Genomic DNA, 25,645 nt, shown 5'->3' on the forward strand with positions numbered 1-25,645 from the left:
ATGGCATATTACTGGCCCCAATACGGTTTCGCCATCGAAGTCGATGACGACCCCTATCTCTTGCCTTTCGACGAAGATGCATTTCCAGGTACGGAGGTCTACCACGTCACCACCGATGTGATCTGCGACCCCGAGTCGTTCTCGGCGCTCGCCCACCACATCGCGCGTATCCACAACATCGAGCTCCCTCACGACTTCGACGAGCTCATCTACTCGCGCCGCCTGATGCTTCACATGCTCTTTGGAGCGGACCCGTCCACGTTCGCACGTGTCTACACCACCAAGGACGCCGCATGAGTGCGAAGAAGCCGCCCTGCCTTGCAAGACTGGGGCGTCGCAAGAAACTCGTCGTTGTCTGCCTGGCTGTCGTCTGCGCCCTCATCGCCGTAGGGCTATACGCCTGGCAGTCGCAGCCCGTGCCCGAAGCGGGCGCCTCAGTCACGACGGCAGAAGGTAAATCGCGCCAAGAAATCCAGGATGAGCTCGACGCCATCGTCCGCGACAACATGATGACGATCTCGGTCGCGCCGGTCGCACAGTTGCAGGAAGGCGGCAAGTTGCGCGTCAACGTGCAGAACGTCCAAGACAACAAGTTTCCCCAGCGCTTCCGCGTGATTCAAAACGACGAGACCATCTATGAGTCCGGTGTGGTCGAAGCCGGCAAGACGGTTGAGACCTGCCCCGCCGGCGATATCCAAGAAGGCGAGGCATATATCGAGATTCAGGCACTCGATGCCAAGACCTACGACACCCACGGCAATCCGACGCGCGTCAAAGTGCGGGTGGCACAGGCAGAAGGCTAGTGGCCGACGCGCTCGCAGGGGCAGCACCCTGTCCCCATTCGTCCAACCATCACGGAAACAGTCCGTGACGAGCAGAAAGGATCGATTATGAACACACCCATGAACCTGAGCGGAGCCAGGGCACTCGCCGTGGGCGCAGGGCTTACGCTCGCACTTGCGATGGGCGCCGCGCCAACGGCGGCCATGGCAGAGGTGCGCGTTGGAACCACCGATGTGACGGTGAAGGCCGACATTAGCAATGTTTCGTTTAAGGCGCCAACGGTCATCCCTTTTGCCGCCAAAGCCGACGGAACGCTTGTAGGACCCTCCGACAAGACGATTACCATCGACAACCTCTCGGCATACGGCATCCACGTCACCAACATGAAGGTCACGGCCACGAACGACTGGACAATCGTTGCAGACGCAAAGACGGGCTCGGCCCAGAACTCCATCGATTTTAAGGTTGGCCCCGATGAGGCAGAAAAGGATGCCAGCTCGGCGACTCAGACTACGGGCCTCGATCTTTCCAAAGACGCAAGCTTCGACATGAAGTACAAGGACATTGCCGACGGAACGGACAAAATTAGGCTCAATGTGAGTGGCCACGTCGCCCGCGTCACGCGTGACATCTACCACGCCACCGGTACGGGAGATCAAGTGGCAAGCATCACCTGGACGGTCGAGCCCGGTGCGCACGCCACGTCCTAAGGCGATTGCACTGGCCGCCATCGTCGGCATCTTGGCGTCCGCACCCGCAATGCCTTTGCTCAACAAGAGCAAGCGCAGGCGGCCACAGAAGTGACCGTCGATCTTTCGGGCCTTAATCGCGGCAGCCGTCACGAGCCGCTCGTCCAGACGAGCGACACCCGGCAACTCATTGCGGTAGGCGTCGCCACGGTGGGAGCAGGACTGACGTGCCTAGGCCTGCACATCAAACGCAACCAATAGCCAAGCACGACCGGAGTACGCGGAATAGATAGGAGAACCATGGCACCCAAAAACCTTTTGCCCGTTGCCGCGCTCTGCAGCGCACTGGCGAGCGGTACGCCTCTCGCCGCTTGGGCGACGCCCGCCACGGCAAGCTCTTTACCGCAAGCTCCTTACCGCAAGCTCTGAACCCCGCGTCGAATTCGTCGGGTATCGTCGCCTGCCAACGTTTTTCGCTCGCACATGCCACGGTCCGAACCTCGGGATGCCTTCACCTCAATACGGTCGACTCGATAGTCGTGGATATCAATCGACCGGACAAGGAGAACGGCCCCCGGACAGGTTGCGCCATCTGCACATGGAAATCGGCTGCAGTCAACGCCGATGGCGACCCATGCGACTTAGAGCTGCGCATCGATATTGCCTCGGTCGATGACTCGGCGAACGGGGCAAAGGTCGTCTTCGACAGCGCGGCCCATGAAGAAGAAGGGGGTGTATGCCTGGGCTGCGTTCCCTCGAATGTCGATGGCGCGCAGCCCATCATCTCCTTTACGGCGTCGCTGCGGCTGACCAAGGCGGACACCGAAGCCATCGCAACGGGAGATGCGCCTTTGCTGTTCTACGCTGGCGACGCGGACGACCAAAAGGCTCAAAGCACCAGGCAGAAGGGCTCGCTTAACCTCACGCGCGGATCAGAACCCGCCCCCATCAATATCGATGCCCAGGCGCCGGGCGTGCAGCGCATTCTCGCCGATCCGGCGCTGCTCCAAATGACATGGCACGGAGTGGGGTCCGTCGAGATTGCCGCTCCTATATCGAGCGATAATGACAAATCCCCCAAAGACGAGGTCGCAGACGCACCGGCACATGTTGACGATGCATCATCAGAAGACAACGCTGCGGTTCCTCTCGAGAAGCCAAGCGGCAGCGCCACCGAACTAGGCGATTCCCAACCGAAAGACGGCCTGGACTTTGCCGCTCCCCCAGGTGTCGACGAAGGCAACTGTTGCATGATGGTCGCGCTCGACCACACGGAAACCGTCGATGCTGCAAGCATTGAGCCAGTCGCTGCCAATGCGCCCCGCCGCAAAAATATCCTCATCGCATTCCCCAACACCGTCGAGCTCGTCTTTTTGCCTTCGGGCGAAGTCGTCGCGCCTACGGCACTTACAGCAGTGGGAGCAAAGAGCGCATCGAACGATATCCAAGCTATCTCGGCACTTGATGCCACAACGACCGCCAAGTTACACCTTTATTCCGTTGCAGCAGACGGAACGCGAACCGAAGAATTCGACGGAACCAAGCTTTTGGTTCCTCGTCGCATCGGTATCCAAGAAGACGTCCCCTATCAAATGGAACTTGAAGGGTTCGATCGCGCACGAGATGCCGACATCATTGCCGCAGCCATCGAATCCCCACAGCACCTCATGACGCTGCGCTTCGACTTTAGCCCCATCCTGTCCTAGACCGCTAACTGCCGCTTGGCTCGGATACTGAGCGCCCCTCCCCGTTCTGCTACGATTGCCGCGTTGGCATCAATTACAGGAGGGTTCATGCCGGGTTTAGGAACGATCATCAACGTCGCGCTTTTGATCGCGGGCGGTCTGCTTGGCCTTATGGGTGGGCGCTTCATTACGCCTCGCATCCAAGACACGCTCATGAAGGCGTCGGGGTTGTGTGTTCTGTTTATCGGCCTGGGCGGCACCATGCAAAAGATGCTCGTTATCGATGGAGAGGCGTTGGCGACCACCGGCACCACCATGCTTATCGTCTCATTTGCCCTCGGTTCGCTCATCGGCGAGGCCATCAACCTGGAGGCCGCCATCGAGAACCTCGGCGAATGGCTCAAGCGCAAAACCGGCAGCGAAGGCGACAACGAGTTCACCAACGCCTTTGTCTCGGCATCGCTCACCGTGTGTATCGGCGCCATGGCCATCGTAGGATCGATTCAGGACGGTCTGCTCGGCGACTGGTCCACGCTTGCCCTGAAGGGCGCGCTGGACTGCATCATCGTCTGCACCATGACGGCCTCGCTTGGCCGCGGCTGCATCTTCTCGGCCCTGCCCGTTGCCGTATTCCAGGGCACGATCACGCTTTTTGCCGGCTCACTCTCCCCCATCATGACCACCGCAGCCCTCGACAGCCTTTCGCTTGTGGGCTCTATGCTCATCTTCTGTGTTGGGGTTAACCTTATTCGACCTCAGACCTTCCGCACGGCCAACATGCTCCCCTCCGTCGTCGTGGCGGTCATCTACGCCCTCTTGTTCTAAATCTATCTACGTAGCGGTTTCTCGAACACCTGTTTGATGCTGTGCTATGATATGAGGTCACCGAAGCTGCGTTAGGAGAGGAGAAGCGGTGGCCGACCAGGACGTGAAGATGCTCATCGAGCGCATTATGGCCGAGGCCCGGACCCATCAGTCCGCCCGCTTCTCAAACGAAATCTATGCTGACGAGCCGATTCTCAAGACCGGTCGACAGATGCAGAACTTCCTCCCCGACCAGTACCGCAAGATGCGCGAGATATCGCGCTGGCAAGATGATCCCAAAGGCGGCGCGGGACGTTGGCTATCGGAGGCGGAGCTCTTTTACCGCCAAGGCCTGCTGATGGCCGACTTCGAGGACGATTGTCCCTACAACGGCACCTTTAAGTCGTACTTTCCCACCTACAATGCCATGAGCGATCGACAGTTGCGCGGCTACTTTACCTGGCGTGCCCAAGTGCGCCGCGGAACTGTCGAGGAAACGTCTACGTCCTTTGCCTTCCTGTATCTCTATGAGCTGATCTGCGGCATTGGCGTAGATGACCCACTCGATGGCTTTAGCAAGATCAAGGCCTTTTGGAATGCCTATCGTGCCTTCGAGCCCGGCATCGACCGGTTTGCACGCGTGTGGTTGCAAGATTACGCCGTTTTCCACGGGCTCGACCCCAAACTGCTTCGCGACTCTAAAACCGTCATGTTCGATAACGCCCTTATCGAGCTGCGGCGCGCGGCTCGAGGCCTTGCACCTGCACCGACGCCGTCGGATCTGCCGCCTGCGCGTCGTAAGACCTCCGAGCCTACGCTCCCCCTCCCGCCCGACGAGGCGGGCGAGGAGCGACTCATGGCCGCTATCAACGCCCTCTCCACGTATAACCTCGATAACTCTAGACTCGATCGCAGCCACCATCGCGACCTACGCCACGTGGCATGTGCCGTGTACGTCCGCATGGCGCGCTACTATGACACGCATCGAAAGACCGGTATCGTGGCAAGCTTGTTTGGGGAGGAGACGGCCATGCCCTATACCATGTTTGCCTCGGCCGTGTTCTTTGCGCCCGAGCGCCAAGAGGACTGCGAATACCGTCTTGACCCCATCCATATCTACCGCTGCCAAAACGGTTTTTGGGAATGCATGCGAATTCACGGCAGCAGGCAAAAGAGCAGCAAGCTTGGTGAGATGATGCGCGCCTGCGACCAACGTCTGCGCCTGGCCCTAGCCCCCGCCCACCCCCTGAAGGAGGAGAAGGTCCCCAAATATCTGGCCAAAATCATCGATGACGAGATCGTGGCATGGCTTTCGTGGGATGCCGCACACCAGCCCGTCAAGATCGATATCGATTTGAGCCAGCTGGGGCACATTCGGAGCGCCGCCGCGCAAACGCGTGAAGCGCTTTTGATTGATGAGGAGCGCGAGGACGGCACGCCCGTGGAAGCCGAGGCAACGTTTATCGAGCAGCCGGGCAGCGAGTCTGCGCCCGGCATGACTGCCGAACCTGGCGAGATGACCATACAGCAAGACGAACCCGACGAGCCGACTGTCTCCGCCGAAGAGTTTGGCGTCATGGCACCGCTCCTCGTGTCTGCGCCCGCACCCGTAACGCCCGCGTCTGCCGAAGCTACGAACAAACTCGCGCCCGCCGAAGATGCCTTTCTTCGCGCGCTCCTCGAGCAAAACACAGCGCAAGCGACATCGGCAGTGGAGAGGTCGGGCCAGAGCGAGGATATGCTCGTCGACAGCATCAACGAGACGCTCTTTGACCTGGTGGGAGACACCGTTATCGAGTTCGGCGCGGCAGGACCGCAAATTATCGAGGATTACGAAGCAGACGTGAGAGGATACCTAGACCATGAGTGATACCGCATCCGCAGCACCCCGCGTGCCCAAGCGCGTCGCTGCCGTCATTCTCAACTCACTCAAGGGCGGTGTGGTCCCGCGCATCGGCCTTCCCTATATCACCGTAGGGCGCGAGGTCGAGATCCGCGCCCTGCTCACCGATTTGAGTCTCATCGCCGACGGTGGCGCGAGCTTCCGGTTTCTGGTCGGTCGCTACGGCGCAGGCAAGAGCTTTTTGCTCCAGACCATCCGCACGCACGCCATGGGCGAGGGGTTCGTCGTCGCCGATGCCGACCTGTCGCCCGAGCGCCGCCTGCAGGGCGGTCAGGGGCAGGGCCTTGCCACCTACCGTGAGCTCATCCGCAACATATCGACCAAGACGCGCCCCGAGGGCGGTGCGCTCAACCTTATTCTGGATCGCTGGGTCGCCTCGTGTGCCGACGTCGACGAGTCGGTCGTCAATGCCCAACTGGCCCCGCTCGAGGAGATGGTCCACGGCTTCGACTTCGCCCGCATGCTCCGCCGCTACCGCACGGCCGTATCCGAGGGCGATGAAGAGGCCATGAGCCGCATAACCAAATGGATCCGCGGCGAATACCGCACCAAGAGCGAGGCTCGCGCCGAACTGGGTTCCTCGACCATCATCAGCGATGACGACTGGTACGACTACGTTAAACTCATTGCGCGCTTTTTGGTCTGCAGCGGCTACAAGGGCATGCTGGTGCTCATCGACGAACTCGTGAATCTGTATAAGATTCCCAACGCGATCACGCGCCAATACAACTACGAGAAGATCCTGACCATGTACAACGACACGCTCCAGGGCAAGGCGCAGTACCTGGGCATGATCATGGGCGGCACGCCAACCTCCATCGAAGACCGCCGCCGCGGCGTGTTCTCCTACGAGGCCCTGCGCAGCCGACTCGCTCAGGGCCGCTTTGCACGCGAGGACCTTAAAGACATGCTCGCGCCCATCATCCGTCTGCAGCCACTCACCTACGAAGAGTTGCTGGTGCTGATCGAAAAACTCATGCAAATTCACGCCGGCTACTTTGGCTGGACGCCAACGCTTACCGAGAGCGACCTGGTGGACTTCCTCAAGATTGAGTTCGGTCGCGTGGGAGCCGACACGCATCTGACGCCGCGCGAAGTCATTCGTGACTTTATCGAGCTGCTCGACATCCTATGCCAAAACCCCGACGCCAACGTGGCCGAGCTGCTGCAAAGCGTCGGCGGTGACGCGCCGGCAGCCGCAACAGACGACACCGGCACCGCAGGCGCCGACCGCAACTTCGCCGAATTCGCCATCTAACCTGCCAAAAAGGGACAGGTTTATTTTGGCAGGTTTTATCTGGGCAAACATTGAAGCAGTCATGCAGCAAGCCACTGCCCGCCGCGTTGAGAGATTCGCTTTTGAAAGGAGGCCCCGTGAACGCCTTTGACCGCTACGCCCCGTTTATCCAAGACTTCATCTACTCCCACGATTGGGAGAGTCTCCGCTCCATTCAGGTTGCGGCGGCAGATGCCATCTTTAACACACAAGACAATGTGCTCCTGACGGCATCCACGGCTTCCGGCAAAACCGAGGCGGCCTTCTTTCCCATCCTGACCGAGTTTTGGGAGAAGCCGCCCGCGAGCGTGGGCGCCCTCTACATCGGCCCCCTCAAGGCGCTCATCAATGATCAGTTCGTCCGCCTTAACGACCTCTGCGAAGAGGCCGATATCCCTGTCTGGCACTGGCATGGCGATGTCTCGCAGTCGCACAAGGCTAAGCTCATCAAAAAGCCGAGCGGCATCTTGCAGATTACGCCCGAGTCACTCGAGGCGCTCCTGATCCATAAGCACATGGCGATCCCGCGCATGTTTTGCGACCTGCGCTATGTGGTCATCGACGAGGTCCACTCGCTCATGCGCGGCGACCGTGGCGGGCAGACGCTCTGCCTTATCGAGCGACTCTCGCGCATGGCCGGCGTGCAGCCTCGACGCATTGGCCTTTCGGCCACCATCGGCGACCCCGAGCGCACGGGCGCTTTTCTCTCACAGGGAACGGGACGTGAATGCGTTATCCCCCGTTTTGAGGAACCGCGCCGCGTGTGGCGCATCTCCATGGAGCACTTCTACAACTCGGGTCCCCAGGCACAGCAGCGGGGATTCGAGAGCATGGGTCCTCAAGAGGCCGAAGTTCTTGCTTCCGAGCGCATTGAGGCAGCGGCACCCACGGCGCTGCCGGCCGACACCCAAGGCACGAGCCACAGCGGACAGCCCACACAGGAGGAGCGCCGTCAACGTCGCAAACGGGCACAGGGTAAGGCTACCTCCGGGAACCGCTGCACTTCTTCGGCCCCCGAGGGCGAAGTCGACATCCCCCGGGCCGCCGAGCAAGCGCTCCTCAACCCCACCGACACCGCACCCGACAACGCCGATCCCGGCATGGGCTATATCTTCGAACACACCCGCGGGCGCAAGTGTCTGGTCTTTGCCAACTCGCGCGAGGAGGCAGAGGCCGTATGTTCCATGCTGCGCAGCTACTGTGAGAGCCGACACGAGCCTGACCGTTTCCTCATCCATCACGGCAATCTTTCGGCATCGTTGCGCGAGACGGCAGAAGAGCTCATGCGCGATGAGGAGCAGGCACAGACGACCGTCACCACCTCTACGCTTGAGCTTGGCATCGATATCGGCCGTCTGGAGCGTGCATTTCAGATCGATGCGCCATTTACCGTCAGTTCCTTTTTGCAGCGAATGGGCCGCACGGGACGCCGCGACCTTCCGCCCGAGATGTGGTTTGTCATGCGCGAGGAAGAGCCCGAGCCGCGCACGATGATGCCCGAAACCATTCCGTGGAAGCTCCTGCAGGGCATCGCACTCGTACAACTCTATCGCGAGGAAAAGTGGGTCGAGCCGCCCGAGCTCGATCGACTCCCCTACAGTCTGCTCTATCACCAGACTATGTCGACGCTTGCCAGCACCGGAGAGCTCACGCCGGCAGAACTTGCCCAGCGCGTGCTCACGCTCAGTTATTTCCACCGCGTCTCAGCCGATGACTATCGCGTGCTGCTGCGTCACCTCATTAAGATCGACCATCTCCAGGTCACCGAGGGCGGCGGGCTCATCGTGGGCCTCGCGGGCGAGCGCATCATCAACAATTTTAAGTTCTACGCCGTGTTTCAGGAAAACGAGGAGTTCACCGTCCGCAGCGAGTCGGCCGAGCTGGGCACGATCGTCAATCCCCCACCACCCGGTGAGCGCATCGCCATCGCCGGGCACTGCTGGATTGTCGAAGAAGTGGACTGGAAGCGCCACACCGTCTTTGCCACGCAGGTCAAGGGCCGTGTGCCGGCCTACTTTGGCGATTGCCCCGGCGACATCAACACGCATGTACTCGAGCGCATGCGTAAAGCGCTCAACGAACATGCCGCGTATCCGTACCTTATGGGCAACGCGCGAGCCCGTCTGGCGCAGGCTCGCCATACGGCCGAGATTTCGGGTGCGGGCACTAGGCCGCTCATTAACCTGGGCGGCGACACCTGGGTGCTCTTCCCCTGGCTGGGCAGCTATGCCTTTTTGGCGCTCGAGCGCATGCTCAAGATTAAATGTGCCGCGGAGCTGGGCCTTCGCGGACTCGACCCGTCGCGCCCGTACTTTATGCAGTTTAAGATGAAGGCCGACGAAGAGACGTTCTTTGAGGTACTCGCCGCCGAGGCCGAGAAGGACTTCGATCCCATCGAGCTCGTCTATCCCGGCGAGGTGCCTTACTTTGATCGTTACGATGAGTTCGTTCCCGAAGAGCTCGTGCGTAAGGGCTTTGCCGAAGGCGTGCTCGACATAGATGGCATGAAGCAGCGTGTCCGCAGCTGGCGCGACCACGCATAAAACGGGGCTGACTATATGAGCAGTCAATTTGGGACGGGGCTATTTTAGCTGCCCTTGCAGGTAAAGCGAAAGGTTTGTCCGATTAGTGGCAGGGATAGCTAAAATAGCCCCGTCCCAAATTGACTGCTCCCGATGTGGAGCGAGCCGGCATCCGAGAGCAGCTAAAAAGCCCCGTCCCAGAAAGACTGGTCGCAGAAAGACGCGCTAGTCGTGAAGGACGGCGCCGAGGAAGTCGGCGTCAAAGGGCACGGCTTCGGCAAAGGCATAGTTCCCGTCGCTGGCGATGAGCAGGTAGTTTTCCTCGCCGCCGAACTCTGTATCGCCACAGGGGACCACCCAGCCGTGGGCGAATACCTCGAGTGCCGTGGCAGCGCAGTCGCGCAGGAACGTTACATCGCTCCCCTCGTTTGCGCTCACGATATTGGCAACGTAGATACCCCCGGGGTTCAGGCTGCCCCGCACTAAACGCAACGCCTCAACCGTCGCCAGCTCGCGTACGGGCTCGGCACCGCCAAAGCAATCGCTCACGACCACGTCGTAGCGACGATGGCCCACGCTCGTCACACCCAGATACGAGCGAGCCTCAGCGGTTATCACCCGCAGGCGATCGCCCGCCGCGCGCTCTAGCTCGTCTAGGTAGAACCAGCGGCGCGCCAGGCGCGTAATCTCTCCGTCATACTCGATAACGTCCATGCGCAGACCCTCGTGCGACATCAGCGCAAATTTGGGATAGGCAAACCCGCCGCCACCTAGCATAAGCATACGGCTGATACCGTGACCATAAACGTCACGCATCGCATCCTCGGCCTCAAACACGTCGTCAAACGCGCGATAATACGCAAAGACGGGCTCCGCCCAGCGCTCGCCGACGTAACTCGCGCTTTGGTAGACACCGCCTTGCACCAATACGCGGACTTCATCGCCGCCCTCATCGTGCACGCGTTTCACACGCGCCAATCCATTGCGGGTTCGCGCGACCTGCAGGCAGGCAGCGCGAACAGCGACGGCAGCCGCGCCCAGCGCCGCGGCTCCCAGAGCAACGCCGGCAACAACGCCGGCAGAAACACTCGGTTTGTTCATCTAGAGCTCCTTTTGCAGATAAAGGCCATGGTCATAAAATCCAAGATGGCGATAGTACTCGCGCGTGCCAATCGCGCTGATCACGTTGATGCGTGCATACCCCGCATCCCGGGCAATCTCGCACGCACGCTCTACGAGCAAACGCCCCAACCCGTGATGCTGCGCCGCCTGGCCCTGGTCGCCCACGCGCGCCGCCATGCCGTACACGTGCACCTCGCGAATCATCGCCTCGTCCGGCATCGTCGGCAACTCGTCCGCATGCGCGGCAACAAACGAATGGTCGGGCAGCGACAGGCGCAAAAAGCCCGCAATCTTGCCCTGCGGCGTCACCCACTGCAAAAAGCGCTCGTGCGTCACCGGCGTCTCGTACGCCACATCCTCGTCAAGGGTCAGCTCATCCAAGTCGGCACCCGCCGTGCTGATCTCGCGATAGCGAATCTCACGCACCGTCGCACCGTCACCCCGAGCAGCCAGGCGGTTCTCAACGAGCTGACGCAGGTTGGGCTTCTTGTTGCCCACCATAATGTCGTCGGAGCTAAAATCGCGAATCATGCGGCTGATACGGCAGAACGGCGGCGTCACCACGATGTCATCGGCTAGCACGTCGAGTAGCTCCTCCTCGGTATAGGGGCGCCACTCGCCGCGCTCGTAACAGCCCACCAGACGCGAGCCCTCGATGAGCGCGCACGGGTAGACCTTGACCTCGTCGGGCATAAAGGCCCCCTCGGTCATAAAGCGCTCGTAGTCGCGCTTGTCCCCCTCGGGTGTGGCACCCAGCAAGTTGAGCATAAAATGCGCGTGGATCTTAAAGCCAAACAGGCGCGCAAGCGAAAACGCCCGCTCGATTTGCCCCACCGAAATGCGACGCTCGTTGATATCGAGCAGGTACTGGTCGAGGCTCTGGATGCCCATCTGGATCTTGGTGCAGCCCAGGCGGCGGATGAGCGTAAGCGCCTGCGGCGTTACGGCATCGGGGCGCGTCTCGATAACGAGTCCCACCACGCGATGCTTCGCCGTCTCGTTGATGCGCTGCTGACGCTCGAGCTCCTCTATCGTTGCCGTCTGCCACTCGGTGACCTCGCCCCACGGCGTACCGGGGCCGTACAGACGACGCACCGCACGGTTATAGCCGCCCACGGCAGCATCCACACGCTCCTGCTCGTCGGCAACGCCGGCAGCGAGCTCGGCCTCGTCTGTCGCAATGCCGGCAGCCCGATAGCGCTCGCGGCGCTCCGCTACCACCGGCGGCAGCGCATCGGCGGGTGCATCGTCGAGCAGACGCCCCGCCTCGGCACGGCTGATACCCGGACGCGCCAGCATGGGGTTGGCCGCCACGCCGGCGACGGCATCGTCATTGAGCGCACGGAAGAGCTCCGACATAAACCACGTCTGATAGCCTTCCGGATAGTCGCTCCAGGTGCCACCGAGCACAATGAGCTCAATCTTATCGGTCGCATGCCCCATCTGCGAAAGCGCGGTCAGACGAGCGCTCACCTGCAGATACGGATCGAAGCAGTTTTGCTCAGCACGGGCGCACGCGGGCTCGGCATGCAGATAGCTCTTGGGCATGCGCAGATCGTTGGGACAAAACAGACAATCGCCCGAGCACGGCCACGGCTTGGTGATGACGGTAATGGTCGCTACGCCCGAAGCCGTGCGGCGCGGCTTCATGCGTAGCACCTGCAGCAGTTGACGTTCCAGATCGGCATCGACATTCCACGCAGCCCAACGAGCCGGATCCTCACGTTTAACCCGCTGGTAGAACGGCAGCAGACGGCGCTTGGCCAGATCGCGCTTGTCGGCACCCTCACGGCGCGCCTCGGCATGTATCAGTTTGACGAGCGCCTTGTCGTCTACGGTCTCGCCGCAACGCAGAGCCTCGAGTATGTTCAAGATAATCTGTTCCATGCCCCCATTGTAAAGGCAAAGGCGCCGGAGCCCGTCACGGCCCCGGCGCCTCCATCAAACAGTGCAGCTATGGTTTATAAGTCTTCGATAGCCGTCTGTCACTCCGGATCAAACGACATGTCGCCCGAACCGACCTTAAAACGATACGTGGCAGACTTATCGCCGTTATCGAATTCATGATTCAAAATAGTCTCGCCATCGTAGCCAAGCGGAAGGAAATCGCTCTCGAAGTCGCCGCTGCCCACGGTAAGGCTCGCCTTAAAGCCCGTAGAATTCGGAACCGTCATCTCCACATCGCCCGAGGCCACGCTCACGTCCATCGACTTCGCGGGGGCCTGGTAGAGCTCGAACGTCGCATCGCCCAAACCGACCTCAGCGCTGAGCGCATCAGTCACGCTGCCCGTAAACTCTACATCTCCCGCACCCAGGACAAGATCGAAACCATCACAGATGACACCGGCAATCTGCAGATCACCCGAGCCCACGTGCGCGTTGACTCCCTTCAGATGTTCGGCAACACGGCGTGGCAGCTCAACCGTAACTGAGCGATCGATTGCCTTACCGTCATCACTTCCAAACTGGGAAACCTTGAGCGTCGAGTCCTCGACGGATGCGATGTTTTGCATCGCGGCCTTGGAGGCATCCATACCCTCGGCAACGCGCCCCCGCTCTATAACGCGAGCCTTGTTGCCATCAACAACCTTGACGTCCACCGAAGCCGCATTGATATCGAAATCGAGGTAGCGGAACTCATCGGCATCAAAAGTCGCACTCGAAAGTTGCTGAGGCCGAGCGGAATAGTTTCCGCTATTCAAGGAATCGTCCTCGTCAAACATATCGTCAAAATCAGACAAATGGCCAGATAGAATACCGGTCGTACGCACCATATCGGAATGAGCCAATAGCCGCGAAATGCCAAAGACAAGCCCAATGATGAGCACAAACGCTCCGACGCCAACGCCCAAGCGTACCTTGGATTCATGCGAAAGCTTCATCATTCATCACCCTCTTTGGCAATCGGCTCAGCGGTGGTCGCGGTAGCCACGTCAGTATCAACCGCAGCGGAAACATTCTGAGCCCTAGCTGTCACCGGTGCCGGACCAACCTGAATATCACCGCGCGCCCAATCGCCATCGAGCGCACGCGCCACCCAGTGATAGATAGGGATCGTAAAGAAGATCAGCGCAGCAAAGGGGCCGGCGCCAAACGGGAACATCAGCAAAAAGAACAGTAGCCAGCACACGGCCCAATACGGGAACGACTGGAACGGGCCCTTCACCGGAGTCGAGCCAACTGTGCCGCCACTCGTCGCCTGCGCCGTAGCAGCATTGGCGGCCTGCGCACTCCAGCTTGCCGCTTGCGCCACCTTGGCCGCAGCATCACTCGCCTGTGTTGCCGCCTCGGTGGCACGTGCCGCCGCCTCATGGGTGCGTGCGCGCTCTGCCGCCTCGGCCTCGCGCTGGCGGGCGCGGTCCTCGTTCTCAAACTCGATATCGTCCTCGATCTCATCGCTCGGATTGAGCAGCTCGTCCAGGCTCACGCCATAGAGCTTGGCGAGCGAGATCAGGTTCTCGGTATCGGGCGAGCTCTCCGCGCGTTCCCATTTGCTGACCGCTTGGCGCGACAGTCCCAGCTTTCGTGCCAGCCCTTCTTGACTAAAGCCTTTGCTGCGGCGAAGGTCGGCGAGCCGCTGCGCAGTTTCTACATTCATGGTTCCTCCTATGTGATGCCAGCCGTGCCGCCGGACCGTTTTTGTTCTTAAGGCGCCTTGCACAGTTAAAAATCTATCCGCCACCGCCAAAAGCATGCCACCTATTCTAGTGAGATTTTTGACAACCGGCGGTTGCGGGTGCATATGAGCTGCGGAAATGTGTCCAAACAAAGCAATGGCACCTAGCTTGGTTGTCCCCGTTGCGGCGTTAACGGTAGTATGGTCGTACTGTTAATTCCGCACCGCCAACGGAGGGAGTTCCGCGCCGTGAACCGCGATTTCGCCTCATCGCTCATCCAGCTCAACAACACGTTCTATCGCGAGCACTCCGCCTCCTTTTCCGATACGCGTCAGGCCCCGTGGCCCGGCTGGGTGCGCACCATGGACATCGCACTCGAGCAGCTCGACGTCGCCACAATCGAGCATCCCGTCCGCGTCTTCGATCTCGCCTGCGGCAATATGCGATTCGAGAACTTTGCCGCCGGCGGCGCACTTGCCGCCAAGGGCGTCGACGGCGCAAACTCCTCGGCAGACGCCAGCTGCCCGTTTGAGTTCTATGGCGTCGACTCGTGCCAAGACCTGGCTATCGATGCACGCGGTCACGCCCTGCGCATTCCCAACCTGCACTTCCAGGAACTCGACGTGCTCGATGCCCTCATGAAGCTCAACCCCGCCGAGACACCCGACGTGCTTTTCGACGCCCCGCTCGCCGACATCTCGGTCTGCTTTGGCTTTATGCACCACGTGCCGTCGTGCGAGTACCGCGTACGCGTGCTCGACGCCCTGGTGCGGCAGACGCGCCCGGGCGGCATCATCGCCATTAGCTTTTGGGAGTTTATGAACGACGAGCGCATGGCGCGCAAGGCCGTTCGAGCCGAGGCCCGCGCCGAGCTCACCCCGCCGTTTGAGGGTTACGATTCAGCGCAGTTTGAAGCCGGCGACCACCTCATTGGCTGGCAAAACGACCGCCACGCCTACCGCTATTGCCACCACTTTGACGATCAGCAGATCACCGACCTGGTGCGCGGCGTTCGCACGTTCTACAAGAGCGGCGAGGTCCCCGTACGCGAGCTTGAGCGCTTCCATGCCGACGGTCGCAGTGGCGAGCTCAACCGCTACGTGATTCTCAAGCGCCTGTAGGCGCCGACGACTCGCCGTCGAGCCGCACCGCGTCTTTCGGGCAAGCTATGCCTACCCTTTTTTCAACCCATTGATGGAACGCGCAGCTATGCGTTCCATACTTATGACCAAGGAGCCTCATGGGAGCCGTCCACGTTCGCACGCCTAAGAACTTTGTGCTCGAAGAGCGCCTGGAGCGCTACGCCGATGCGATTGAGACGAACCCTGAAATCTATGCCGGAGATTGGCGCGAGGCCTGTGCGCCCGCAGGCAGCAAGTCTTTCGAACACCTTCACCTGGATCTTGGCTGCGGCAAGGGAACGTACCTTGTAGAGCGCGCGGCCCACGAGCCAAACACGCTCTTTATCGGCATGGACCAGGAGCCCATCTGCATCGCCTATGCCGCACAGAAAATCTGCGAGCAAGAACTGACCAACGCACTCGTCCTGCCCCGAGGCGCCGCATCGTTGCCGCAGCTGTTTGCCACAGGCGAGCTCGATGCCATCACCATCAACTTTCCCACGCCGCAGCCTAAGGCCAAGTACGCCAAAAAACGACTCGTCCATGTCGACCATCTGATGCTCTACCGCCCGCTTTTTTCAGCCGGCGCCACCGTCACGCTGCGCACCGACAGCAAGCCATTGCGCGACTACGCCCTGGGGCAGTTTGCCGCGGCCGGCTACGACACACTATGGGTAAGTGACGACGTTCGCCGCGACCATCCCGAGCATCCCGAGACCGAATACGAGCGCCGCACGCGCGAGATGGGTGCCGCCGTCTATGGCATTTGCGCCACTCCCGACGCGCTGCCCAGCGACGAACAGCTCACGGCGGGGCGCGCGCAGGAGCAAAGCCTTGCGTGCTACCTGCCCGACAATCTCGATGAGCTCACCTACGTGCCCCTCGGCATGGAAGAGGCCGTCGAGAACTTTAAAAACCGCGCCCGCAAGGGCAAGAAGCGCTTACCGCAGGAGTCCCAGGGGCCTCTGATGGTCGCGGCTTCGGCAAACAAGCGCAAATAGGCGCCAGCAAACGACCCTCAAATCTAAGTGAGTAGACTTTATTGCAATAGCCAAGCACAACCCACGTAACCAATAATAAAACCGCAGGTAGAGCCTTTGCGCAAAAGCCATGTGCTCGCGATATTGCAAAAAGTCTACTCACTTAGTTGGCAACTGCACCAAACAGCTGGGCAGAACGCCCATTTCCTGCATTTTCTTGCCTGCGAACGCATCGATGCGACGCTACGCCATAATAGTTGGCGGACAATCGCGAGAGAAAGCAAACACATGGCACAGACCACGACAGATACCGCCGCCAGCACCGTCTCCGGTGCCGGCGCCGCCAGCTCGTTCTCGGGCGGCACGGGAGCCGAAGCCGAGTTTGGCTCGCTCGGCGCGCTCTCTCCCACCTGGTGGGAGCCCGAGGACGGCAGCGAGCCCGAACCATGGCTCACGCCCGATCAGGCCTTCGAACGCTTCTTTGAATGGACGAGCGACCGTGGCATTGAGCTGTGGGATCACCAAGAAGAGGCCCTCATGGACCTGGCCGCCGGCGATCACGTCATTTTAGGCACACCGACCGGATCGGGTAAATCGCTCGTCGCACTGGGCATGCTCTTTATGGGCATGGCTCAGGGCAAGCGCTGCTATTACACGGCCCCCATCAAAGCCCTGGTCAGCGAAAAGTTCTTCGACCTGGTACAGGTACTCGGCCGCGATAACGTCGGCATGATCACCGGCGATACGCATATCAATACCAAGGCGCCCGTCATCTGCTGCACGGCCGAAATCCTTGCCAACGATGCGCTGCGCGAGGGCGAGGGCGCCGACGTGGGCTGCGTGGCCATGGACGAGTTCCACTACTTTGCCGACCCCGACCGCGGCTGGGCCTGGCAGGTACCGCTGCTCACCCTGCCCCACACGCAGTTTATGCTCATGAGCGCCACGCTCGGCGATGTCTCCGCCATCGCCGCCTCGCTCGAGGAGCACACCGGCGCTGCTTGCGACTTGGTTGTCGATGCCCCGCGTCCTGTTCCGCTGAGCTACGACTATGTGACGACCTCCCTCGAGGGCACGGTCGAGCTCGCCATGCGCCGTGGCGAGGCCCCGCTCTATATCGTGCACTTTAGCCAGGATGCCGCCCTTGCGACGGCACAGTCGCTCGCCAATTTTGGCATCGCCAGCAAGGAGCAGCGCGAAGCCATCAAAGAAGCGGCAAAGGGAACGAGCTTCTCCACGGCCTTTGGCAAGATTCTCAAGCGCCTGCTTGGATGCGGCGTCGGCGTGCACCATGCTGGCATGTTGCCGCGCTATCGCCTGCTGGTCGAGCGCCTGGCGCAGCAGGGCCTACTGCCCGTCATTTGCGGCACCGACACACTCGGCGTCGGCATCAACGTGCCCATCCACACCGTGGTCCTCACTGCGCTCACCAAGTTCGATGGTTACAAAATGCGTCGCCTGCGCGCCCGCGAGTTCCATCAAATTGCCGGTCGCGCCGGTCGCTCGGGCTTCGATACCGAGGGCATGGTAATCGCCGAGGCACCTGAGCACGAGATCGAGAATGCCAAGCTTATGGCCAAGGCGGGCGACGACCCCAAAAAACTCCGTAAGATTAAAAAGAAAAAGGCCCCCGAGGGCTTTGTCTCATGGAACAAGCAAACTTTTGAGCACCTGATCGAGACGCAACCCGAAACACTCAAGCCACGCCTGCGCATCACGCACTCTATGGTGATTAGTGTGGTCGAGCAGGGCGGCAATGCCCGAGCCCGCGTACACGACCTCATCGAGACAAGCCTGCAGACCCCCGAAGAAAAGGCCAAGCTCGAGGTTCGCACCGACGAGATCTTCGCCACGCTCATCGACTCCGGCGTCGTCGTGCGCACCGAGGTGCCGCCCGCACCCGACGCTCCGGCTGACGCCGCGCCGGACATCGACTACGCGCTGACGGTCGACCTGCCCGAGGACTTTGCGCTCGACCAGCCGCTCTCGCCGTTTTTGCTTGCCGCGCTGGAGCTGCTCGACCCCGAAAGTGAGACCTATACCATGGACCTCATCTCGATGGTCGAGGCCACGCTCGAGGACCCCAAGCAGGTATTGCGTGCACAGGAGCGCGCCGCACGCGATCGCGCTATGGCCGAAATGAAGGCCGACGGCATCGAGTATGAGGAACGCTTGGAGCGCATTCAAGACGTCACGTACGAAAAGCCGCTCGAGGATTTGCTCGACGCCGCTTTTGACAAGTACTGCCAGGAAGTGCCCTGGGCAAACGACTACCAGCTCTCTCCCAAGAGTGTCCTGCGCGATATGCTGGAAAGCGCGAGCGATTTTAAGGGTTACATTCAAAAGCTCGGCATCGCCCGCTCCGAGGGCATTTTGCTTCGCTACCTGGCAGAGGCCTACCGTTCGCTCGACCGCACCGTACCCATCGAGAAGCGCGACGAGCGCCTGCGCGACATTATCTCGTGGCTGGGCTTTGTGGTGCGCTCGGTGGACTCGAGCCTGGTGGACGAGTGGGAGAACGCCGGCAACCCGGCAGCCCTCAATGCCGCGCCGCCACAGGGCATCGACGAGGTCGTGGCGGACCGCCGCGGCTGCACGCTGCTGGTGCGCAACGCGCTCTTTCGCCGCGTGACCCTTGCCGCCCGTGAGCACGTTCGCGACCTGGGCGAGCTCGACAACGACTGGGGCATGAGCGAGATCCGCTGGCAAAAGGCCCTCGATGCCTACCATGAGCTGCACGAGGAAATCCTCACCGACGGAGATGCCCGCAGCGCCGCGATGTTTTCCATCGATGAGTCCGACGAGAAGACCGCGCACGTATGGCACGTGCACCAGATCTTTGCCGACGAGGACGGCGACCACGACTTTGGCATCATGGGCGATGTCGATCTGGACGCCACGCAAGACGGCGGTGAAGTCATCTTCAAAAACTACCGCGTCGGCTTTATCGAAGACCTGCTCGAGGACTAGTCGAACATACTGGAACGAAACGAAGCGGGGCCGTTGGCAATATCGCCAGCGGCCCCGTTTTTGCACTATACGCTATGCCTTACTCGGTATCCTCGACCTCATACGAATCCACCTCGGCTGGCTCATCGTTTGTCTCTGGCGCAGCCCCGCGCGCCTCGTCAAACGCCGCCTTCATGGTCTTGTTGCCCCACGTGAGCTTGCGAATGGTAAGATCGTCGGCCTTCTTGTTGGCTAGGCGCAGATTGTTCTCGGAGGACAGCAATGCCTCCTTGGTTTTCTGCAGATGGCTAATCGTCTTGTCGATCTCATCGATTGCCGTTTGGAACTTGCGGCTCGCGATCTCGTAGTTGCGACCGAAATCATTCTTGAACTTCTCCATCTTGGCTTCGAAGTTCGTGACGTCGATATTCTGCTGTTTGTACTCCGCCAGCTCCTGCTTATAGCGCAGTGAGCCCATGGCGGCGTTGCGAAGGAGCGTGATCATGGGAATGAAAAACTGCGGGCGAATCACGTACATCTTCTCGTAGCGATAGCTCACGTCGACTATCCCTACGTTATAGAGCTCGCTCTCGGGCTCGAGCAGCGTGCAGAGCACCGCGTACTCACAGCCTTTCTGGCGACGATCGTGATCGAGTTTCTTAAAGAAGTCCTCGTTTTTATGCTTGGTCGCGGTCTCGTCGTTCTCGTTTTTCATCTCGAACATAATCGAAATGACCTCGTTGCCGCTCGCGTCGCACTCGCGGAAGATAAAGTCGCCCTTGGTACCCTCGGACGCATCGTTATCCTTCTCGAAGTACGCGTTGGGAAATGCCGTCATGCGCAGACGGTTAAACTCGGTCTCGCAGTGCTGCTCGAGCGACTCGCCCACCATCTTGGTGGACAGACGGACCTTCATGTCCTTAAGGCGCTCGATCTCTTCATCCTTGTAGCGAATCAGGTCATCGCTCGCGCGCTTGGCCTGCGCAAGCTCGAGCTCGTGTGCCGCCTTGGCCTGTTCCTCGCGAGAATCGCGCACCGCCAGCTCGCTCGTCAGTTTGGCACGCGCCTCATCGCGCTCTCGCTCCGCCGCGGCGACCGCCTTCGACAGCTCCATTTTTGCAGAAAGTTCTTGCTCACGAAGCTGTGCACGAAGGCCCTCGGCCTCGCGCTCAGACTGAGCCTTTGCGGCGGAAAACCTCTCTTGTACCTTCGCGCGATAGTCAGCAAGCGCGCGCTCGGCCTCGCTGCGAGCGGCATCGAGCTCACGCTGCGACTCTGCCGCGGCAGCGGCAAGCGCCATCTCCTGGGCCTTGTCCGCCGCGGCAAGCCTGGCCTGCAGCTCGGCAATCTGAGCATCACGTGCAGCTAAATCGTTTTGAGCGGCATTGCGCGCCGCCGACTCGACAAGCTTGGCTTCGTCATCTTTGCGCTCCAGCTGCGCACGCAAATTGTCAATCTCGCGCTGGAGTTCGGCATTCTCCTTTTGAGCGTTGGCTCGTGCCTCTACCGCCGCGCGCTGGCTTGCACTCTCGCGCTCTGCGGCAGCGCCCTCGAGCTTGGCACGCAGCTCGGCGAGCTCAGCATCGCGCTTGGCAACCTCTTGTGCCAGCTGTTGAGCCGCAGCGTTCTTCTGCTCGGTAAGCTGAGCGTTGCGCTGGGACTCTGCCTGCTGCAAGGCAGCCATCGAACGCGAGCGCTCAAGCTCCAGCGCTTGCTCGCCCTCGCGCTGGACCGCCTTCACACGCTCATCCAGGTCGCGCGAAAACTCGGCATCGCGCACTTGCTTGACGATATCCGCATAGCCGGACGCGTCGACCTTAAAAACTTCGCCGCAATGTGGGCACTTGATCTCGTTCATAGCAGCTCCTCGAAGGACGCAAATTTCAACCGCCTACACTCTACCGCGCCGCACGGACAAAAAAGGTGCCGCCACCATAATGGCAACGGCGCCAGAACCGCCACAAAGGTGCCCGTCCCCTTTGTGGCGTTTTGCGTGACGGTTCGAGAATTACAATCCAAAGAAGCCTAGGATTTGGTCACGGCTTACGGGCTTGTACTCGTTGGCATCGAGGCCGACATCGTAGCGAAAGATAGGACGTTCGCGATCGCGGTTGCGCGTATTGGTGCGGTCTCCCCTGCTGTGGATATGCCCGTGCAGCATGATGGCGCCACGTGCCTTGCCATTCCAGCTGAGCATGGGGTAGTGGCTCATAACCAGACGATGACCCTTGGCATAGCCGGGGGCAATCTCCAGGTAATCACGCACGTCTTCCCAAATCTGCGGCACGTCGGGATCTTCCCAGTCGCCGTCATGGTTACCACGGATGAGCGTCACGTTCTGGCATTCGATGCGCTCGCGCAGGCGCACGGCATCCGCTAGGGGCAGACGATAGGTAAAGTCGCCCAGAATATAGAGGCGGTCGTCCGCAGCCACGCACTCATTGATGACATCGATGACCTTGCGGTTCATCTCCTCAACCGAGCCAAACGGTCGGTCCATGTCGTGCAAGATATTCGTATCGCCCAGGTGCAGGTCGGCGGTAAACCACATCATCGTCTCAGTCCTCATTTCGCAACGCGTCCAACTCGTGCTAAGTATACAGACGCAGCGATGCGGCAGTTGCCCAAAGAGCCCGCCAAACAGTCCGCGACGGCGCTTGTCTATTTATTCGTACCTTTACCCTGGGCGTTCTTATCCTTTTGCTTTTTGCGATCCTGCTCCAGCTCATCGTCGTCGAGTAGCATATCCCACTCAAACGAATCGTCCGTCAAATCGAACAGGTCATCGTCATCAAACATGGCAGCCTCCCTTACCGATTAGCGGGCATCCACCACATAGAGGCCAACGCGCACCTGGTGCCACGGGCTACGCTCGGGGGCAACCTGCTGCACGCGGGCCTCAAATACGTCCTCATGGCCGTAATACATCATCAAGGACAGCGGACCGACCTCGTTTCCCGGAACATAGCCAAGCTTGGTGTTGCCGTAGTAGATCGCAACCGCCTCGGGATCATGGGGATTATCGCGCTCGGCGCACAGCGTCAGTTTATCGCCCGCTTTAAGATCGCCCAGGACCAAAGCGCCGTCGGCATACTGAAATCCCGCAATGTGAAACGACAGAAGAACACGTGAAGGCTCGTACATAGCAACTCCCCTAACGGCCGGATAAACCGGCGTTTAACCTTATTGAGAAGTCTACGGGTCCGTGCGGACACAAATTCATCCTGTCTGCGTCTTTTCGACCGTTTGTCCCTACGCCATCTGATTTTAATGCACAAACATGCGCACGAATTTGTGCTTCCAGTTTGCGTAAGGGGCATAGCGGAATGGCACGTCCAGCCACGTTGCCTTGTTCACGATGCTCTTCTTGTGGCTAAACGTATCGAAGCTCTCGCGTCCATGGTACTGCCCCATACCGCTCGCTCCCATGCCGCCAAAGCCCATATGGCTCGTAGCCAGATGCATGATCGTGTCGTTGACGCAACCGCCACCAAAGGGCACGTAACGCACAAAGCGCTGCTGAACCTCACGGTCCTGGCTAAAGATATACAGGGCCAGCGGCGTCGGACGATCCGTAATAAACGTCTCGGCCTCGTCTAGGCTCTCAAACGTAAGCACCGGCAAGATGGGGCCGAAAATCTCCTCCTGCATCACGGCGTCATCGGGGGCCACGCCGTCCAAAATTGTCGGCTCAATCTTGAGCGAAGCCTCGCGCGCAGCACCTCCAAGCACGACCTTATCGGGATCGATCAGCCCATGCACGCGCGCAAAATGCTTGGCATTGACGATATGCCCGTAATCCTCGTTGTCGAGCGGATGCTCGCCAAACATACGGCGCGCCTCTTCCTTGATGAGGCCCAGCAACTCGTCGTGCACACGCGTATCGACCAGCAGGTAGTCGGGCGCCACACAGGTCTGCCCCACGTTGAGCCATTTACCAAAGGCGATACGCCGTGCCGCAACCTTCAAGTTTGCCGTCGCATCCACGATGCAGGGACTCTTTCCACCCAGCTCAAGCGTCACGGACGTAAGGTTTTTACTTGCGCGCTCCATGACGAGCTTGCCGACCGGAACGCTACCGGTAAAGAAGATCTTGTCCCAGCACTCATCGAGCAGCGCTTCGTTCTCGGCGCGCCCGCCCTCGACAACTGTCACCAGGCACGGATCAAATGCCTCTTCGCAGATCTGCTTGAGCACCGCACTCGATGCCGGAGCATAGGCGCTCGGCTTGATGACCACGGTATTGCCCGCGGCAAGGGCGCCGGCGAGCGGCTCGAGCGTTAGCAAAAACGGGTAGTTCCACGGGGCCATGATGAGCGTGACGCCATAGGGCACGGCTTGCGTTTTGCACACACTCACGGCGTTGGCAAGGTCGCACGGACGCAGGCGCGGACGGCTCCATCGAGCCACATGTGCGATCTGATGACGAATCTCGGAAAGCGACGTGCCGATCTCGCACATATACGCCTCGTCATGCGACTTTCCCAAATCGGTCTTGAGCGCATGGGCAATATCGGCCTCGTGGGCCCGCACCACATCGCGTAAACTCACGAGCGCACGACGTCGAGCATCGACATCAAACGTGGCGTGCGTCTTAAAGTAGACGCGCTGGTCTCCGACAATGCGCGCAATTTCCTCGGTGTTCATGGACCCTCCTAGTTCTCGCCCTCAAACATACCACCCGCGACGACCTCGTACATGCGCATCAGCTCCAAACGGTCCATCAAAAGTGGAACGGGGTACAGCGGATTGGCCTCGGCATCGGCATGCGCCGCCATCTCGGGAATGTCAGAGCGGCGAATGCCCGTCACATATTTGGGAATGTCCAAGGCGGCGTTCATTCGAACGACCCAATCGATAAAGGCCTCGACGGCATGCGTCAGGGCGCCCATGCCCGTCTGCCCCGTAATGGAGGCGGGCAGACCTCGCGTGAACTCGGGGTCGTGCACCGCAAAGCGTGGGATAAGCACAAAGTCGTTAATGGGGTACTTGTGGTGCGTCTCGTCATCGGTGATAACCGCCGCGAGCGTGACTTCGCTTCCCGTACCGGCGGTAGTGGGAACCGCAATAAGCAGCGGCAGGAGACGGTGGACGCGCAGCAGGCCGCGCATCTTGTTGATGGGCTTGTTTGGCTGCGCGATTCGTGCTCCCACGCCCTTGGCACAGTCCATGGCCGAGCCACCGCCAAAGCCGATAATGGCCTGGCAGGCGCTCTCTCAGCATGCTCCAGAATGCGTGTCTCGGTATAGGGCAGCACCGGCAATGCGATGCGAAAAACCGTTTGATACGTTCGGCACCAGGCGCAGCGGGCTAGATGCATAAAGGAAACTCCCTCATTTGTTGATTGGTCAACATTTGTTCGACCGATTGTACTCATCAGAGGTCGCAGGCGGCCTGCCAATCGTTAATCAATCAACATCCTCATCTCTCAAAATTGTTTTATCAAAAATCATTCCTAATAGGCTTCACATTTTGTTGCATTTATGGATAATAGAACTCGTCAAGACGCACGTCCGGAGAGGGCCCTTACGGGATCGGACAAGCGCCCCATCGCCATCCATCGAAAGGATCGAATCATGAAATTTGTTTGCCCCGTTTGCGGTTATGTGGAAGAGTTCGACGGCGACCAGCTGCCCGAGGATTTTAAGTGCCCCCAGTGCGGCGTTCCCGGTTCTCGTTTCCTGAAGCAGGAGGAGGGCAAGCTCGAGTGGGCTGCCGAGCACGTCGTGGGCGTCGCCAAGATGGAGGGCGTCTCCGAGGACATCGTTGCCGACCTGCGCGCCAACTTTGAGGGCGAGTGCTCTGAGGTCGGTATGTACCTGGCCATGGCTCGTGTCGCCCATCGCGAGGGCTATCCCGAGATCGGCCTATACTGGGAGAAGGCTGCCCACGAGGAGGCCGAGCACGCCGCCAAGTTCGCCGAGCTCCTGGGCGAAGTCGTGACCGACTCCACCAAGAAGAACCTCGAGATGCGCGTTGAGGCCGAGAACGGCGCCACCGCCGGCAAGACCGATCTTGCCAAGCGCGCCAAGGCCGCTGGCCTCGATGCCATCCACGATACCGTGCACGAGATGGCTCGCGACGAGGCTCGCCACGGCAAGGCTTTCGCCGGCCTGCTCAAGCGCTACTTTGGCTAAGCCAACCGCCTGAGAGATAATCTCTAACTTTAAAGGGCCCGAACCGCATGGTTCGGG

Annotated in this window: 22 protein-coding genes and 1 pseudogene; 13 read left to right on the top strand and 10 right to left on the bottom strand. The window is 60.2% G+C overall.

Features of this window, described 5'->3' with window-relative positions; translation table 11 throughout:
- The 9 genes from ACTQZF_RS03810 (at position 1) to ACTQZF_RS03850 (ending at position 9,683) form a co-directional block, all read left to right on the top strand.
- Positions 1 to 297 (top strand): hypothetical protein, encoded by a 297-nt coding sequence (locus ACTQZF_RS03810; RefSeq protein ID WP_154517147.1) that lies wholly within the window; start codon positions 1 to 3, stop codon positions 295 to 297.
- The gene (locus ACTQZF_RS03815; RefSeq protein WP_441554586.1) at positions 294 to 803 is read left to right on the top strand and encodes a hypothetical protein; all 510 of its coding nucleotides are present in this window, start codon (positions 294 to 296) and stop codon (positions 801 to 803) included. Before ACTQZF_RS03810 ends, ACTQZF_RS03815 begins: the two co-directional genes overlap by 4 nt.
- A gap of 87 nt (positions 804 to 890) precedes the next feature.
- A complete protein-coding gene (locus ACTQZF_RS03820) occupies positions 891 to 1,493 on the top strand; it encodes a hypothetical protein (RefSeq protein WP_441554587.1) in 603 nt (200 codons plus the stop codon).
- A gap of 279 nt (positions 1,494 to 1,772) precedes the next feature.
- The gene (locus ACTQZF_RS03825) at positions 1,773 to 1,901 is read left to right on the top strand and encodes a hypothetical protein (protein WP_427794193.1); all 129 of its coding nucleotides are present in this window, start codon (positions 1,773 to 1,775) and stop codon (positions 1,899 to 1,901) included.
- 110 nt (positions 1,902 to 2,011) lie between these two features.
- Entirely contained in the window at positions 2,012 to 3,178 is a 1,167-nt protein-coding gene (locus tag ACTQZF_RS03830) for a hypothetical protein (protein WP_441554588.1), read from the top strand.
- A gap of 87 nt (positions 3,179 to 3,265) precedes the next feature.
- Complete coding sequence (locus ACTQZF_RS03835; protein ID WP_427747902.1) at positions 3,266 to 3,982, top strand: DUF554 domain-containing protein; 717 nt, start codon at positions 3,266 to 3,268, stop codon at positions 3,980 to 3,982.
- 88 nt (positions 3,983 to 4,070) lie between these two features.
- Positions 4,071 to 5,831, top strand: a complete 1,761-nt coding sequence (locus ACTQZF_RS03840) for a TerB N-terminal domain-containing protein (protein ID WP_441554589.1) — start codon at positions 4,071 to 4,073, stop codon at positions 5,829 to 5,831.
- Positions 5,824 to 7,122 carry an ATP-binding protein gene (locus ACTQZF_RS03845; RefSeq protein ID WP_441017292.1) on the top strand — a complete coding sequence of 433 codons (1,299 nt, stop codon included), beginning with the start codon at positions 5,824 to 5,826 and terminating at the stop codon, positions 7,120 to 7,122. Before ACTQZF_RS03840 ends, ACTQZF_RS03845 begins: the two co-directional genes overlap by 8 nt.
- A 116-nt stretch (positions 7,123 to 7,238) precedes the next feature.
- Positions 7,239 to 9,683 (top strand): DEAD/DEAH box helicase, encoded by a 2,445-nt coding sequence (locus ACTQZF_RS03850; protein WP_441554590.1) that lies wholly within the window; start codon positions 7,239 to 7,241, stop codon positions 9,681 to 9,683.
- A gap of 204 nt (positions 9,684 to 9,887) precedes the next feature.
- Here ACTQZF_RS03850 and ACTQZF_RS03855 read toward each other — a convergent pair whose 3' ends face one another.
- The 4 genes from ACTQZF_RS03855 to ACTQZF_RS03870 form a co-directional block, all read right to left on the bottom strand.
- Positions 9,888 to 10,763, bottom strand: coding sequence for a spermidine synthase (locus ACTQZF_RS03855; RefSeq protein WP_441554591.1), 876 nt, complete (start codon positions 10,761 to 10,763; stop codon positions 9,888 to 9,890).
- Positions 10,764 to 12,671, bottom strand: a complete 1,908-nt coding sequence (locus tag ACTQZF_RS03860) for an elongator complex protein 3 (protein ID WP_441554592.1) — start codon at positions 12,669 to 12,671, stop codon at positions 10,764 to 10,766.
- 98 nt (positions 12,672 to 12,769) lie between these two features.
- Positions 12,770 to 13,666, bottom strand: a complete 897-nt coding sequence (locus ACTQZF_RS03865; RefSeq protein WP_441554593.1) for a DUF4097 family beta strand repeat-containing protein — start codon at positions 13,664 to 13,666, stop codon at positions 12,770 to 12,772.
- Positions 13,666 to 14,382: a helix-turn-helix domain-containing protein gene (locus tag ACTQZF_RS03870; protein ID WP_441554594.1), complete on the bottom strand. Its 717-nt coding sequence runs from the start codon at positions 14,380 to 14,382 to the stop codon at positions 13,666 to 13,668. Before ACTQZF_RS03870 ends, ACTQZF_RS03865 begins: the two co-directional genes overlap by 1 nt.
- Positions 14,383 to 14,649: 267 nt before the next feature.
- Here ACTQZF_RS03870 and ACTQZF_RS03875 point away from each other — a divergent pair, with 267 nt between their 5' ends.
- From ACTQZF_RS03875 to ACTQZF_RS03885, 3 genes are all read left to right on the top strand, one after another.
- The gene (locus ACTQZF_RS03875) at positions 14,650 to 15,522 is read left to right on the top strand and encodes a class I SAM-dependent methyltransferase (RefSeq protein ID WP_441057144.1); all 873 of its coding nucleotides are present in this window, start codon (positions 14,650 to 14,652) and stop codon (positions 15,520 to 15,522) included.
- A 119-nt stretch (positions 15,523 to 15,641) separates the two neighbouring features.
- Complete coding sequence (gene trmB, locus ACTQZF_RS03880) at positions 15,642 to 16,523, top strand: tRNA (guanine(46)-N(7))-methyltransferase TrmB (protein ID WP_154517108.1); 882 nt, start codon at positions 15,642 to 15,644, stop codon at positions 16,521 to 16,523.
- Positions 16,524 to 16,790: 267 nt separating this feature from the next.
- On the top strand, positions 16,791 to 19,472 hold the full coding sequence (locus ACTQZF_RS03885) for a DEAD/DEAH box helicase (RefSeq protein ID WP_441554595.1): 2,682 nt from the start codon (positions 16,791 to 16,793) through the stop codon (positions 19,470 to 19,472).
- Between the two features lie 79 nt (positions 19,473 to 19,551).
- Here ACTQZF_RS03885 and ACTQZF_RS03890 read toward each other — a convergent pair whose 3' ends face one another.
- The 6 genes and pseudogenes from ACTQZF_RS03890 to ACTQZF_RS03915 form a co-directional block, all read right to left on the bottom strand.
- Positions 19,552 to 21,309 (bottom strand): DUF2130 domain-containing protein, encoded by a 1,758-nt coding sequence (locus ACTQZF_RS03890; RefSeq protein WP_441554596.1) that lies wholly within the window; start codon positions 21,307 to 21,309, stop codon positions 19,552 to 19,554.
- Positions 21,310 to 21,459: 150 nt separating this feature from the next.
- A complete protein-coding gene (locus tag ACTQZF_RS03895; RefSeq protein ID WP_427719591.1) occupies positions 21,460 to 22,020 on the bottom strand; it encodes a metallophosphoesterase in 561 nt (186 codons plus the stop codon).
- Between the two features lie 92 nt (positions 22,021 to 22,112).
- Positions 22,113 to 22,250, bottom strand: coding sequence for a hypothetical protein (locus ACTQZF_RS03900; protein WP_427719590.1), 138 nt, complete (start codon positions 22,248 to 22,250; stop codon positions 22,113 to 22,115).
- A gap of 18 nt (positions 22,251 to 22,268) precedes the next feature.
- The gene (locus tag ACTQZF_RS03905; protein ID WP_117655201.1) at positions 22,269 to 22,595 is read right to left on the bottom strand and encodes an HIRAN domain-containing protein; all 327 of its coding nucleotides are present in this window, start codon (positions 22,593 to 22,595) and stop codon (positions 22,269 to 22,271) included.
- A 123-nt stretch (positions 22,596 to 22,718) separates the two neighbouring features.
- On the bottom strand, positions 22,719 to 24,098 hold the full coding sequence (locus tag ACTQZF_RS03910) for an aldehyde dehydrogenase (RefSeq protein ID WP_441042181.1): 1,380 nt from the start codon (positions 24,096 to 24,098) through the stop codon (positions 22,719 to 22,721).
- A gap of 8 nt (positions 24,099 to 24,106) precedes the next feature.
- Positions 24,107 to 24,652 (bottom strand): annotated as a pseudogene (locus ACTQZF_RS03915) (iron-containing alcohol dehydrogenase); the annotation flags it as partial.
- A gap of 375 nt (positions 24,653 to 25,027) precedes the next feature.
- Here ACTQZF_RS03915 and ACTQZF_RS03920 point away from each other — a divergent pair.
- The gene (locus tag ACTQZF_RS03920) at positions 25,028 to 25,588 is read left to right on the top strand and encodes a ferritin family protein (RefSeq protein ID WP_154517090.1); all 561 of its coding nucleotides are present in this window, start codon (positions 25,028 to 25,030) and stop codon (positions 25,586 to 25,588) included.
- Positions 25,589 to 25,645: the final 57 nt, after the last annotated feature.

This window comes from Collinsella sp. LCP19S3_H3 (genome assembly GCF_052119145.1).
GTDB lineage: Bacteria > Actinomycetota > Coriobacteriia > Coriobacteriales > Coriobacteriaceae > Collinsella.

Bases quoted from the DNA above. Each gene is read 5' to 3' on its own strand.
- ACTQZF_RS03845 (WP_441017292.1), top strand. From the start codon at position 5,824: ATGAGTGATACCGCATCCGCAGCACCCCGCGTGCCCAAGCGCGTCGCT.
- trmB (WP_154517108.1), top strand. From the start codon at position 15,642: ATGGGAGCCGTCCACGTTCGCACGCCTAAGAACTTTGTGCTCGAAGAG.
- ACTQZF_RS03870 (WP_441554594.1), bottom strand. From the start codon at position 14,382: ATGAATGTAGAAACTGCGCAGCGGCTCGCCGACCTTCGCCGCAGCAAA.
- ACTQZF_RS03820 (WP_441554587.1), top strand. From the start codon at position 891: ATGAACACACCCATGAACCTGAGCGGAGCCAGGGCACTCGCCGTGGGC.
- ACTQZF_RS03810 (WP_154517147.1), top strand. From the start codon at position 1: ATGGCATATTACTGGCCCCAATACGGTTTCGCCATCGAAGTCGATGAC.
- ACTQZF_RS03855 (WP_441554591.1), bottom strand. From the start codon at position 10,763: ATGAACAAACCGAGTGTTTCTGCCGGCGTTGTTGCCGGCGTTGCTCTG.
- ACTQZF_RS03895 (WP_427719591.1), bottom strand. From the start codon at position 22,020: ATGAGGACTGAGACGATGATGTGGTTTACCGCCGACCTGCACCTGGGC.
- ACTQZF_RS03865 (WP_441554593.1), bottom strand. From the start codon at position 13,666: ATGAAGCTTTCGCATGAATCCAAGGTACGCTTGGGCGTTGGCGTCGGA.
- ACTQZF_RS03825 (WP_427794193.1), top strand. From the start codon at position 1,773: ATGGCACCCAAAAACCTTTTGCCCGTTGCCGCGCTCTGCAGCGCACTG.
- ACTQZF_RS03910 (WP_441042181.1), bottom strand. From the start codon at position 24,098: ATGAACACCGAGGAAATTGCGCGCATTGTCGGAGACCAGCGCGTCTAC.
- ACTQZF_RS03860 (WP_441554592.1), bottom strand. From the start codon at position 12,671: ATGGAACAGATTATCTTGAACATACTCGAGGCTCTGCGTTGCGGCGAG.
- ACTQZF_RS03920 (WP_154517090.1), top strand. From the start codon at position 25,028: ATGAAATTTGTTTGCCCCGTTTGCGGTTATGTGGAAGAGTTCGACGGC.
- ACTQZF_RS03890 (WP_441554596.1), bottom strand. From the start codon at position 21,309: ATGAACGAGATCAAGTGCCCACATTGCGGCGAAGTTTTTAAGGTCGAC.
- ACTQZF_RS03815 (WP_441554586.1), top strand. From the start codon at position 294: ATGAGTGCGAAGAAGCCGCCCTGCCTTGCAAGACTGGGGCGTCGCAAG.
- ACTQZF_RS03835 (WP_427747902.1), top strand. From the start codon at position 3,266: ATGCCGGGTTTAGGAACGATCATCAACGTCGCGCTTTTGATCGCGGGC.
- ACTQZF_RS03900 (WP_427719590.1), bottom strand. From the start codon at position 22,250: ATGTTTGATGACGATGACCTGTTCGATTTGACGGACGATTCGTTTGAG.
- ACTQZF_RS03905 (WP_117655201.1), bottom strand. From the start codon at position 22,595: ATGTACGAGCCTTCACGTGTTCTTCTGTCGTTTCACATTGCGGGATTT.
- ACTQZF_RS03885 (WP_441554595.1), top strand. From the start codon at position 16,791: ATGGCACAGACCACGACAGATACCGCCGCCAGCACCGTCTCCGGTGCC.